The organism is Mesorhizobium sp. M0106 (assembly GCF_040322715.1).
Lineage (GTDB): Bacteria > Pseudomonadota > Alphaproteobacteria > Rhizobiales > Rhizobiaceae > Mesorhizobium.
In genome coordinates, this window is sequence record NZ_JAMYUA010000028.1 from 71,632 (window position 1) to 82,106 (window position 10,475).

General features: G+C 61.5%; 15 protein-coding genes. 7 read left to right on the plus strand and 8 right to left on the minus strand.

Annotated elements, in window-relative coordinates; translation table 11 throughout:
- Positions 1 to 108: 108 nt before the first annotated feature.
- The 6 genes from NKJ55_RS24145 (at position 109) to NKJ55_RS35665 (ending at position 5,317) form a co-directional block, all read left to right on the plus strand.
- On the plus strand, positions 109 to 1,170 hold the full coding sequence (locus NKJ55_RS24145; protein ID WP_352452057.1) for a LacI family DNA-binding transcriptional regulator: 1,062 nt from the start codon (positions 109 to 111) through the stop codon (positions 1,168 to 1,170).
- Positions 1,171 to 1,245: 75 nt separating this feature from the next.
- Entirely contained in the window at positions 1,246 to 2,235 is a 990-nt protein-coding gene (locus NKJ55_RS24150) for a sugar ABC transporter substrate-binding protein (protein ID WP_352452058.1), read from the plus strand.
- A 64-nt stretch (positions 2,236 to 2,299) separates the two neighbouring features.
- Positions 2,300 to 3,292: an ABC transporter permease gene (locus tag NKJ55_RS24155; RefSeq protein ID WP_352452059.1), complete on the plus strand. Its 993-nt coding sequence runs from the start codon at positions 2,300 to 2,302 to the stop codon at positions 3,290 to 3,292.
- A complete protein-coding gene (locus NKJ55_RS24160) occupies positions 3,289 to 4,065 on the plus strand; it encodes an ATP-binding cassette domain-containing protein (RefSeq protein WP_352452060.1) in 777 nt (258 codons plus the stop codon). The genes NKJ55_RS24155 and NKJ55_RS24160 overlap by 4 nt, the downstream gene beginning before the upstream one ends.
- Positions 4,066 to 4,068: 3 nt before the next feature.
- Positions 4,069 to 4,923, plus strand: coding sequence for a sugar phosphate isomerase/epimerase family protein (locus NKJ55_RS24165; RefSeq protein WP_352452061.1), 855 nt, complete (start codon positions 4,069 to 4,071; stop codon positions 4,921 to 4,923).
- Positions 4,924 to 5,158: 235 nt separating this feature from the next.
- Entirely contained in the window at positions 5,159 to 5,317 is a 159-nt protein-coding gene (locus tag NKJ55_RS35665) for a DUF6894 family protein (RefSeq protein ID WP_502894924.1), read from the plus strand.
- Between the two features lie 295 nt (positions 5,318 to 5,612).
- Here the strand turns inward: NKJ55_RS35665 and NKJ55_RS24170 are convergent, their stop codons facing one another.
- Complete coding sequence (locus NKJ55_RS24170) at positions 5,613 to 5,879, minus strand: DUF6894 family protein (protein WP_352452062.1); 267 nt, start codon at positions 5,877 to 5,879, stop codon at positions 5,613 to 5,615.
- 166 nt (positions 5,880 to 6,045) lie between these two features.
- On the opposite strand from NKJ55_RS24170, the gene NKJ55_RS24175 reads away from it, so the two are divergent.
- A complete protein-coding gene (locus tag NKJ55_RS24175; RefSeq protein WP_352452063.1) occupies positions 6,046 to 6,306 on the plus strand; it encodes a hypothetical protein in 261 nt (86 codons plus the stop codon).
- Positions 6,307 to 6,353: 47 nt separating this feature from the next.
- Here the strand turns inward: NKJ55_RS24175 and NKJ55_RS24180 are convergent, their stop codons facing one another.
- The 7 genes from NKJ55_RS24180 to NKJ55_RS24210 all read right to left on the minus strand — a co-directional run.
- Entirely contained in the window at positions 6,354 to 6,896 is a 543-nt protein-coding gene (locus NKJ55_RS24180; RefSeq protein WP_352452064.1) for a tyrosine-type recombinase/integrase, read from the minus strand.
- A gap of 3 nt (positions 6,897 to 6,899) precedes the next feature.
- Entirely contained in the window at positions 6,900 to 7,241 is a 342-nt protein-coding gene (locus tag NKJ55_RS24185; protein WP_352452077.1) for a phage integrase central domain-containing protein, read from the minus strand.
- Entirely contained in the window at positions 7,139 to 7,441 is a 303-nt protein-coding gene (locus tag NKJ55_RS24190) for an Arm DNA-binding domain-containing protein (RefSeq protein ID WP_352452065.1), read from the minus strand. The genes NKJ55_RS24185 and NKJ55_RS24190 overlap by 103 nt, the downstream gene beginning before the upstream one ends.
- A gap of 152 nt (positions 7,442 to 7,593) precedes the next feature.
- Positions 7,594 to 8,508, minus strand: coding sequence for a hypothetical protein (locus tag NKJ55_RS24195; protein WP_352452066.1), 915 nt, complete (start codon positions 8,506 to 8,508; stop codon positions 7,594 to 7,596).
- Positions 8,505 to 8,900, minus strand: a complete 396-nt coding sequence (locus NKJ55_RS24200) for a phage holin family protein (RefSeq protein WP_352452067.1) — start codon at positions 8,898 to 8,900, stop codon at positions 8,505 to 8,507. The genes NKJ55_RS24195 and NKJ55_RS24200 overlap by 4 nt, the downstream gene beginning before the upstream one ends.
- Entirely contained in the window at positions 8,897 to 9,682 is a 786-nt protein-coding gene (locus NKJ55_RS24205) for a hypothetical protein (RefSeq protein ID WP_352452068.1), read from the minus strand. Before NKJ55_RS24205 ends, NKJ55_RS24200 begins: the two co-directional genes overlap by 4 nt.
- A 325-nt stretch (positions 9,683 to 10,007) precedes the next feature.
- A partial coding sequence (locus NKJ55_RS24210; RefSeq protein WP_352452078.1) for a hypothetical protein occupies positions 10,008 to 10,475 on the minus strand: 468 nt, incomplete at its 5' end.

Here is a 10,475-nt window from a genome sequence, read left to right on the forward strand (position 1 = left end):
CCTGAAGGGAATGTTTACTCAAGATTAAACGATTTACAATCGTGAAAAATCGATTTACTAATTTTGATAGCGGACGAGAATGCGTCTATCCGCCCCAGGAGGAGAACAATGGCGCATCGACAAGCCCAGCAGCGGCGTCCGTCGATCCACGACGTAGCCAGCCATGCCGGCGTGTCCGCTGCCACCGTCTCCAAGGTGATGGCCGGCGTCACCACGGTGAAGCTAGAGAATGCGCAGCGCGTCATCGACGCCATCGAGCTGCTGGGCTACCGCGTCGATCCGCTTGCCTCCGACATGCGCCGGGCCAAGCGCCGCATCATCGGCGCTATCATGCCCGAGTTCGAAAGCGAGTTCTTCGGCCAGATGATCACTCAGCTCGAGAGCCACGCCGAGCAGCGCGGCTATACGCTGGTGGCGGCATCGAGCCGCGAATCCGAGGCGCGCGAAACGGAGATCCTGGCCCGCATGCATGACTGGCGGGTGGCCGGCGTGGTGCTGGCGCCAGTGCGCAACGAGCACGGCCCGGCTGCCGCATTCATGAAGGCCAACGGCATGACCGGCGTGCTGATCGACCGCGTGCTGTCCGATGACGCCTTCGATACCGTGTCGGCCGACAGTGCTTCCGCTAGCGCTGAGGTCGCGGGCCAACTGATCGGCAAGGGCCACCGCCACATTCTGGTCGTCGGTCTTGGCGAACAGGCGGCGACCGTGCGCGCCCGCCTCGAGGGCTTTCGCGCCGCCGCGCGGGCGCTGGCGCCGGATGTCCGCATCGACGTCGTGCTTGCGGAAACCGACGTCGAACCGCTGCGGGCGCAATTGCGCGACTATTTTGCAAAAGGCGAACGACCGACGGCGGTCTATTCGCTGTTCCTCAAGGGCACGCTGGTGGCGCTGTCCGAATTTCGCCGCCGCGGCTGGCACTGCCCCAACGACATTTCGCTGATCGGCTTCGACGATGCCGAATGGATGCAGGTGACATGGCCGGCTATCGCCGCCGTGGTGCAGCCGATGCGTCAGATCGCCAGCCACGCCATGGAGGCGCTGTTTGCCAGGATCGAAGGCGAGGAGGGGCCGCCGATCGCGCGGCTCGAGCCTTGCAAGGTTTTGATGCGGGAATCCGTTGGCTCGCCAGGTAACGTCCCGCATTCCGGGGGAGGAGACCGACAATAACCCCCATTGTCGAAAACCAGTAGCGCTGCACCTGGCCTTGGCTCGCGGCACGTGACGTCAACCGGAGGATGAAAAATGACACCGTTCGTTCTGAAGATAAATCGATTTACCTTGGCTCTGTGCGTTGCGATGGTGCTCTCCGCCATCAGCGCGGCGAAGGCGGAGGATGGTGAATACGGCGTGCTGATGAAGACGCTGGCTAACCCGTTCTGGGGTGCGATGGGAAAGCGCGTCGAGGACGGTGCCAAGGAAGCTGGCGTGAAATATTTCCAGCAGGCGGCCGAAAGCGACCAGGCCGCCGAGCCGCAGCTCAACCTCTGCAACACGATGCTCGAACGCAAGCCGGTGGCGATGATCACCGCCGCCATCAACTCGACCAATCTGCTTCCTTGCCTGAAGACCGCGCAGGATGCCGGCATCAAGATCGTCGATCTCGACAACAATCTCGATCAGGCGGTGCTCGACAAGGAAGGTATCAAAGTCACCTTCCATATCGGCTCCGACAATGTTGCGGCCGGCGCGCAAGGCGCCGAATATCTCGTTTCCAAGCTAGGCAAGGACGCCAAAGGCCCGGTGCTGGTGATCGAAGGCCTTTCGGGCAACATCACCGGCGAGAAGCGCGCCAAGGGTTTTGCCGACAAGCTCAAGGAGCTGGCACCAGGGTTGGAAATCGTCGCGTCGCTGCCGGGCGACTGGGACCGCGGCAAGGCGGCCTCGATCGCCACTGATACGCTGACGGCGCATCCCGACCTCGTTGCCATCTTCTGCGCCAATGACGGCATGGCGCTGGGCGCGGTGGAATCCGTCTATGCCGCCGGCAAGGGGCCGCAGGTGACCATCATCGGCGTCGACGGCAATTCGGATGCGGTGAAGTCGATCAAGGACGGGCGGCTCAACGCCTCGGTGGCACAGCTGCCTTACCTCGTCGGCAAGCAGGCGGTCGAAAACGTCAAGAAGGCGCTGGCGGGCGACAAGGTCGAGGACAGCATCGCCGTGCCGACCCTGGTGCTGACCAAGGATGTGCTCGATGCCGGCAAGGAGCCGATGCTCGAATACGTGAAATAGTCCTCCCGGACTGGGCTGGCGCGGGTTTAGCCTGCGCCAGCCACCTTTTTCAAAGGTGAGGCAAATGGCTTCTGAAATGGCACAGCCTGGGTTCTGGGCTCGGGTGCAGCGTGCGTCCGTCGAACGGCTCCATATAAGACTGGAGTCGCTGGTGGTGCTGCTGGCGCTGAGCGCGGCGATGGCGGTGCTGTCGCCGTATTTCCTGTCGCTCAGCAATTTTCTCAACATCCTGCTGGCGACGTCAACGATCGGCGTGCTGGCGATCGCCGCCACCTTCGTCATCGGCTCGGGCGGGCTTGATCTGTCGCTCGGCTCGGTCGTGGGACTTGCCGGTGTTGCGGGCGCATTCGTTGCCGTCAACCTCGGCTGGCCTTCGGTGTTCGCGGTCGCCGCTTGCATCGTGGCCGGCGGGCTAGCGGGTTATATCAACGGGCAATTGGTCACTCGCGCCTTCGTACCGGCCTTCATCGTCACGCTCGGCATGCTTGGCCTGGCGCGCGGTCTGGCGCTGGTGATCTCGCAGGGCAGGGCGATCTACGGACTGCCTGCGGCGATCGTCTATATTGGTCAGGGCCGGCCGTTTGGCATTCCAATGCCGGTCATCCTGCTGGTGCTCACAGCTATCATCGCGCATTGCGTGCTTGCATACACGCGCTTCGGCCGCCACACGCTGGCGCTCGGCGATAGCGAAGGCGCTGCGCGCGCCGCCGGTATCCGTATCGAACACCATCGCCGCATCATCTACACGCTGTCCGGGGCGCTTGCCGGTCTCGCCGGCCTGCTGTTCACGGCACGCGTCAACGCCGGCGACCCGACCGCCGGCATCAACTATGAGTTGACAGCGATCACCGCGGCGATCATCGGCGGCACCAATCTGTTCGGCGGCCGCGCCTCGATCCTCGGCACGATGATCGGTGCGCTGATCATGGGCGTGCTGCAGAATGGGCTGACGCTGCTTGCCGTCCAATCCTATTACCAGCAAATGGCGATCGGCGCCGTGCTGATCCTTGCGGTGTTCATCGACCAGTATCAGGTGCGGAAGGAGTCACGCGTATGACCCTTCTCACCCTCCACGGCATCCGCAAGAGTTTTGGCGCCGTCGATGTGCTGCACGGCGTCGACCTCTCGGTCGAAGCGGGCGAGGTGGTCGGCCTTGTCGGCGACAATGGGGCCGGCAAATCGACGCTGATGAAGACCATCACAGGCATCTACCGCGCCGATACCGGATCGATCGAACTCGACGGCAAGGACATCCTGCCACTCGATCCCGGCCAGCGGCGCGAGCTCGGCATCGAGATGATCTACCAGGATCTGTCGCTGGCCAAGCAGCAGGACGTGGCGGCCAACATCTTTCTGGGCCGCGAGCCGACCAGAAAACTGTTCGGGCTGTTTCCCGGCTTCGTCGACAAGACCGAGATGGACCGCCAGGCGGCAAAGATGATTGAGCGGTTAGGGGCGCATTTGCCGTCGATCAACCGCTCGGTCGGCTCGTTCTCGGGCGGCCAGCAGCAGACGGTGGCGATCGCCCGGGCGCTGACTTTCAATCCGAAGCTGGTGATCATGGACGAGCCGACTGCGGCGCTCGCCGTGCGCGAGGTGCAGAGCGTGCTCGATCTCATCCGTCGGCTGAAGTCCGAAGGCATCGCCGTCATCCTGATCTCGCACCGGCTGAACGACGTGCTTTCGGTCACCGACCGCATCGTGGTGCTGCGCCACGGGCGGGCCGATGCCGATCTCGTCACAGCCAGGACCAACATGAACGAAGTCGTCAGCCGCATCGTCGGCGGCGGCGATACCAGTGCCGCCGCGGCGCACGAACAACGAGGCTGACCGATGAATGTTTTTGGATTGCACACTTTCGCCATTGCTCCGGTCTGGGACCTTGACCTGATCGAGCCGCAGATGGAGCGGCTGAAGGAACTCGGCATCGGCCTGCTCGAGATCCCGCTGCTGCGACCCGAGGAGATCGACACCAAGCAGACATGCGCCTTCGCCGAACGCCAGGGTATCGAGCTCATCCCATCGCTCGGCCTGCCGCGCGCGCTCGACGTGGTCGAGCGGCCGGACGAGGCGCTGGCTTTCCTCGAGCCGGCCTTCCGGGTTTGCGAAGCGGTCGGCAGCGCGGCGCTCGGCGGCGTCACCTATGGCACGATCGGCAAGACCTCGGGCCGTGCGCCGACCACGGCAGAAATCGACGGCATGTGCCGATTCCTCGGGCGCGCGGCGAAGGCTGCCAAGGCGCATGGGCTGAAGCTCGGCATCGAGCCTTGTAACCGCTACGAGACACATCTAATCAACCGCGGCATCGATGCGGCAAAGATTATCGAGCGGGTCGGCGCCGGCAACGTCTTCATCCACCTCGACACCTACCACATGCATATCGAGGAGGAGAGCTTTGCCGCCGGCTTCGCCGCGGCGGCACCCTTCCTCGGCTATGTCCATGTCTCGGAGGCCAATCGCGGTGTGCCGGGGCGCGGCATGCTCAACTGGCGGGCCTGCATGAAGGCGATCGCCGATATCGGCTACCGGGGCGCGATCACGCTCGAAAGCATGAACCATGTCGATGTCGACATTGCCGGCGGCCTGGCGGTGTGGCGTCCGGTGGCGGAAGATCCGCGCGACGTCATCGAAGTCGGGCTGCCATTCCTGCGCGATGCGGCGCGCCATGCCGGACTGACGTTGGGCTGACTACCTTCGGGCTTGGACACGCGCCACGTCGAGCGCCCTTCGGTGGGCAAAAGCACAATGCGCGGCTGAACCACGTCGCGCTGTTGTACTCGAGACGATCGACATCGACAAGATCAGGCTGGTGGAGAAATACCGGCCACCGAAGCGCAAGAAGCCCCTGCGGGACATGGTGAATTAGCTCTTTGTATGTAAAAAAGAGACCTTGAACATTTTCCGGCAATCCTAGTTAGGACTGATGCCGCGCTATTTCTTCGACTTGTCCAGCAATGGAGAGATCTTCCCAGACCCTAAAGGTTCAGAGCTTCCGAACCTGGAATCTGCGGAGGACGAGGCAGCAAAAACGCTGTTTGAACGCAAGAGAAAAGCTGCCCGATGGCACCTACCGCGAGGCTAGCATTCAAGTCCGCGATGAAGCAGGCAACCAGGTAGTGCAGATCGTGGTCAAATTCGAACTGAGCCGCATAGCGGGCATCAGCAGCGCCTAGGTAGGGCGGGAGGAGCTGCTTTCTGACGAGATGGCCCCGTGGCCTACGGCTAGCCGGTCCAACAGCTTACGGGCTGCTGCGATTACACGGCGGGTTTCGCCGAGGGTCTGCCGAAGGTCTTCGATGTCTGCGCGGGCGAGGCGCTCATTCAATCGACCAGTTACTATGTCAAACTTGTCCCAGGCGGAAACCATTTGAAGACCGCTAGCGCTCCCGCAGCTCAAACTTGAGCACTGCCTCTGCGAACGTCTGGTCACTCTCGTCGGGTACCTTCATCACAAACTCTCGATAGGGGCCATCCGGCAGCTTATCTGTGGTGATCTCGACCAAGGCTCTCACCGCCTCTTGTTTTGCAGCTTCGAGATCGGGCAGATCTGTGCCTTCGACGTCGCGGAAGACTTGCCTGGTATCGGTGAAGTCGAAGAAAAAGCGAGGCATCCCTACAAACACAATAATGCGGGGAAGGTTCATCTTGCTTCACGATTGGCTATGCAGCCGGCGCCCGCCGCTCGAATGCACGCAACCGCTAACGAGCGTGATCTGACGTCCAATGATGTCCGCGCATTTGGTTAAAAACGTACGCCGCCAGACTCATCGCCCTGATCGGCTTAGAGTTACTTCCGAAAGGAGTGCTCTCATGCTGCCATTGCCCCACGTCGTCGATCCAAAGGTAGTTGCTGAGATCAATAGTCTGCTAGCCCATCACGCCGGGGCGATACCGGTCCCCGTTCACAAACTCGCGGCGGTTGTCCGGCTGCGCCTCAAAAGCCATCTTTCCATCGCGACTATCGAGGAGCTGATCGTGGACGAAGCCGAGTGTCGCCATCTGCCCATGCTGTTCGAACTGCCGGGAACGGAAGCGGCTGTAGTTTCATCCGCTCTGGGTCGTGCGACTTGAAGGTTAGGGGCACGGGCATCGCTGTGTGATTGGCGAACTAGGTCCATTCATACCACAGCGGCCGCTGTTCGCCGCGCCTCGGCTACCAACGCGGCAATCTCTTTGCGCTGCTCGATCGCCTCGCAAGTGAATCGCCCGTGGCGGCAGAGGCCATGAGCCTTACCTTTGGGCGCGTCAGACCGGCGGTAGGCTCGTTCGGTTTCATCCCCGACCTTGTGAGCCAGGGCGGCCTCCGCAACTTCGCGCGGGAAGCTTGTGGCGTCGCCGCACCAATCCCGGAAACCAGAGCGGAAACCGTGAACTGTGATTTCCGTCTGCTTCATGCGCCGAAGCAGCATCATCATGGCCATATTTGACAGAGGGTTCTCACCGTCACGGGTGAAGATGAATTCCTGTCCCTCCTGCCGTTGCTCGTGCAGGGCTTCCAGAATCGCCAGGGCCTCGATCGATAGCGGAACGGTATGCGGGGCGCCGGCCTTCATGCGCTCTTTCGGCACATTCCAGAGCTTTCCCTTAAAATCGATTTCTTTCCACGTTTCGCCGGATCTGGCCACAGTCAGGATTGTGAACTCTAGCGCACGAGCTGCCATCGCCTATGCCTTCCGCAAGCGAGCCGTGAACGCGGGGATTTCAGCATACGGCATTGCCGGCTGATGGCCTCGCTGCAACCGCTGGCGCTTCGGCAAGAGGTTCCGCAAGTTGCCGCGCCATGCCGCCGGGTTCTCTCCCGAGCGCCAGCCCTTCACCTTTGCGAACTCTAGAACGCGCTCGATACGCCCGCGAAGCCTCGATGCCGTCTCGGCTTTGGCCTGCCAGATGGGCGCAAGAACTTCTAGAACGTCTTCGGTTGTGATTGTCGAAACCCGCTTCGGCCGGATGCTCTCGCAGAAACTGGTGAGCGTCTGATTCCACTGATATTCGCGCTTGTCCGCCATTCGGACTTGATGGTGGCGATGTACTTGTCAGCGCAGTCCCCGAAAGTCGGCTCTGCTTCCTTCGCTTTCTCTGCAATTGGATCGCGGCCTTCCTCAACCGCAGACCTGCACTCGGTGGCCTTCGCTCGTGCCTTTGCAAGTGTGACGACGGGATAGGCGCCCAAGCCCATTTCACGCCGCTTGCCGTCACGAGCCCACATGAGTACGGGACGGGGCCGGACAGTGCGAGACAAATAAATCCAGAAGCCCAATATTTTCAAAGAAGCAGGGGACGGTACGGAATAGCCTGAAACGCTAGTTCGGTGGACCTCAAGAACAGCTTCGCCAGCGCACCACAAAACCGGCGGCAGCGCTATGACGAAGTCTTGGGAGGCTCGTCCGTCTCCGACAAACGATCGCGAATAGCTTCCTCGGTTTTGCTTGCCGTCTTCTTTACCACTTCGCCGACGCGGTCGACTAGCGTCTCGTCGCCGCTGGCGCCCTGGCGGTCAGCCTCTTCCTTTACGGTCTCATAGGCTTCGGCGGCGACCTGCTTGGCTTGCTCCATGCCCTTCTCGAGGACGACCTCGGCACTCTCACGGAGCTGGTCGCTGTAGCGGCCAAGTTGCTCGTCTTCCGTGGCGGTGTGAGGCAGCATCACACCGATGGCGGTGCCCACGGCGAGGCCGACAGCAGCCATTGCCAGAGGTTCGCGCTGGAACAAGTCCAGCGCAGACTCGCGCGCCTGTGCAGCCGCATCACTAACGCCTAAGGCGACTTGTCCGCCCGTGCTTCTCAACTTTTCTCTAGCCCCGCTCGCAAGGTCTGCAACAGCTTCGGTAGCACCGCCTGCTACCGAAGCCACCGAATCAGCGGCATCTGAGAGCATGGAGCCGCCTCCGGCAGCTTCGCTTTCGGCACCGTAGTACTCGCTGCTCGACTCCTGCCAGCCCTCGCCGAGGCTCTGCCCGTCGGAGAAATTGCGGGAGCCCCCAGATGGCCTGCCGCTCCGATACGCGCCTGGCGCTGACCTGTCTAGCGAAGTGCCTTTGCCGAGCATCAGCCACGCCAGGCCGGCGCCCACCAATGTAAGGGGCAGGGGATTGTCCCTGACCTGAGCCTTGAGGTTGCTGAGCATGGCGGCCCCCTCACCGGTGAACATTCCGGTGAATTCGTCGATCAGCTGACCCGGTGTCATCTTGCTGCGGATCGAGTCTGCGGTGTCCGTTATCTTGGCTCGGGCAATGTCGGCATCGCGTTCGAGTTCGGCTGCGGATTTGTCGATCATCTTATCTGGTCCTTGATCACGCGTGCGTCGCGCTTGAGTTGGTCTTGCGTGCGGTCGGGCGTCAGCTCCGAGGGAGCCATGCTTGCCGTGCCGGTGCGCAAGAGTATGACGCCCAGTACTGCCACCACGACGCCGACGAGCAGCGAGGACCATCCGGCTCCGAGCCCGGCGCTCGCCAAAGCAATTACCAGCGCCTGCAAGAGCACAATCAGGGCGGCGAGCAGGCAAATGGCGCCGCCCAGGATCTCAACTGCCCCAGCGCCGGCCTTGCTCGCTTTTTCCGAAATTTCAGCCCGCAACAGCCTGCTTTCGGTTTGAAGCAGTGTTGTGACCTGCTGTGCCAGATCGCTGACAAGGGTTGTCAGGCTGCGAGTGTCCTGATTGTCGATCATGGGTTTCGCTCCGGGCTTGCATTGGCCCAGTCATCGCCGGACGGATCGGATCCTAGCGGGGCCGGCTCCACTGCCTCTGCCGATCGCCGTCCGAACTCATTCGAGCTAGGACCCGTCTCGGGCGCCCGGCCTGTTCCCGACCGGCCCGGTGCTCCGGCTTGGGCAGAGGGTGGCGAGCTCTTGATGAACCGCCCCAGCGCCAGGCCTGCCAATACCGAACCGGCGATCAGCGCCCCCGAGTTTTCACGGCCGAACGACTGAATTTCGCCAAGCACCTCGTCGAACGGTTTATCCTTCAGGGACGAGGAAAGCCGCTCGAGCCCGCCTGCGGCGTCAAGGGCGAATTTCGAAGCGGTCCGTTGATCATTATTGGCAAGATGCTCGCTTGCCGCGCGCAATGCGCCGCTGAAGGCCTTGAGATTGGCGCTCACGTCGCGCTGCGTTCCCTCCGCCTTGTTGAACAATGCTTGCTTTGCTTCCGATGCGTAATCACCGGCTTTCCTGGTGATCTCGTCACGCGCATTGTGGAGCGCTTCCGTCGCGGTCTGCTTTTCCCGTTGTAGTCTTTCCGAAAGCTCGCTTCTGGCTGTCTCGAAATCGGCCGTCTGACGGCCCTGATCGTCCTGGTCCTGCATGGTGTCTCCTAGTGGAATCCGAGAAAGGAGAGGATCGCAAGCACGATGACGACAAGGCCGATGAGATAAATGACACTGTTCATGGCGCAACCTCCTCCACTGCGCACCGAACTTGCCTGCGCTTTCTGTGTTCCGTTCGAACAGCACTTTTTTGGTAAGCTCCGCCTAACCAGCCTGAAGGGGTGCCTTATGCCCACGGCAGTGAGCGCCGTTAGAATGATATCGGCGACCGGACTCCGGTGCGACTGACAGGGAATGACTTGCCGCCGACCGTCGATCGAGCCCAGGCAAGCAGGGCGCGGCTTCCTTTTCGTTGCCGATGGCAAGCAACAGTCCGTGCGGCGCATCGCGCTCGCTAAGCTCGTGTGCCGACGGCATGGTGCCGATGCTGTATCAGGAACGCCTTTCGCTCCTCTGCCTTTGGGTCGAGGTTGTCGATCGAGCACTATTCTGAAGAGATTTCCGAGCTTCATCACATCGTCGAAGACGGCCCGGACTGGAACACCTGATTACGTGCACGGTGACGATCAACCGTACGCACGGTGGTGAGGAACAGAACAGCCAAGAAATGGAGGCGGACCATGAACATCGGTGAAATCGCAGAGCGCTTCGTGCGCTCGTTCTTACAGGTCAAGGTCAATGACGTGACTGACGCGGAAAGCCTGTCTTCACGCTGATGGGCGACGAGGTCGAGCCAAGGCGCGAATTCATCCAGGAGAACGCGCTGTCGGTCGCCAATCTGGATATCTGAGCCGCGATCCAGAATACGCAGGAGCAGGCATGAAGTGCATCCTGGCGCACCATGCCGGCTGCTGTATCGCAACAAGATAGCCGAGGAGCGCCGGAACGGAAAGTCTTTCAAGGCATTGTAGTTGATCACAATCGCCGCAGGAGGCATCCATGGGACGTGGCATTTTGCTCTGGCTTCTCGGAGTCCCAA

Coding starts and splice junctions, on each gene's coding strand:
- NKJ55_RS24145 (WP_352452057.1), top strand. CDS start 109: ATGGCGCATCGACAAGCCCAGCAGCGGCGTCCGTCGATCCACGACGTA.
- NKJ55_RS24150 (WP_352452058.1), top strand. CDS start 1,246: ATGACACCGTTCGTTCTGAAGATAAATCGATTTACCTTGGCTCTGTGC.
- NKJ55_RS24155 (WP_352452059.1), top strand. CDS start 2,300: ATGGCTTCTGAAATGGCACAGCCTGGGTTCTGGGCTCGGGTGCAGCGT.
- NKJ55_RS24160 (WP_352452060.1), top strand. CDS start 3,289: ATGACCCTTCTCACCCTCCACGGCATCCGCAAGAGTTTTGGCGCCGTC.
- NKJ55_RS24165 (WP_352452061.1), top strand. CDS start 4,069: ATGAATGTTTTTGGATTGCACACTTTCGCCATTGCTCCGGTCTGGGAC.
- NKJ55_RS35665 (WP_502894924.1), top strand. CDS start 5,159: ATGCCGCGCTATTTCTTCGACTTGTCCAGCAATGGAGAGATCTTCCCA.
- NKJ55_RS24170 (WP_352452062.1), bottom strand. CDS start 5,879: ATGAACCTTCCCCGCATTATTGTGTTTGTAGGGATGCCTCGCTTTTTC.
- NKJ55_RS24175 (WP_352452063.1), top strand. CDS start 6,046: ATGCTGCCATTGCCCCACGTCGTCGATCCAAAGGTAGTTGCTGAGATC.
- NKJ55_RS24180 (WP_352452064.1), bottom strand. CDS start 6,896: ATGGCAGCTCGTGCGCTAGAGTTCACAATCCTGACTGTGGCCAGATCC.
- NKJ55_RS24185 (WP_352452077.1), bottom strand. CDS start 7,241: ATGGCGGACAAGCGCGAATATCAGTGGAATCAGACGCTCACCAGTTTC.
- NKJ55_RS24190 (WP_352452065.1), bottom strand. CDS start 7,441: ATGTGGGCTCGTGACGGCAAGCGGCGTGAAATGGGCTTGGGCGCCTAT.
- NKJ55_RS24195 (WP_352452066.1), bottom strand. CDS start 8,508: ATGATCGACAAATCCGCAGCCGAACTCGAACGCGATGCCGACATTGCC.
- NKJ55_RS24200 (WP_352452067.1), bottom strand. CDS start 8,900: ATGATCGACAATCAGGACACTCGCAGCCTGACAACCCTTGTCAGCGAT.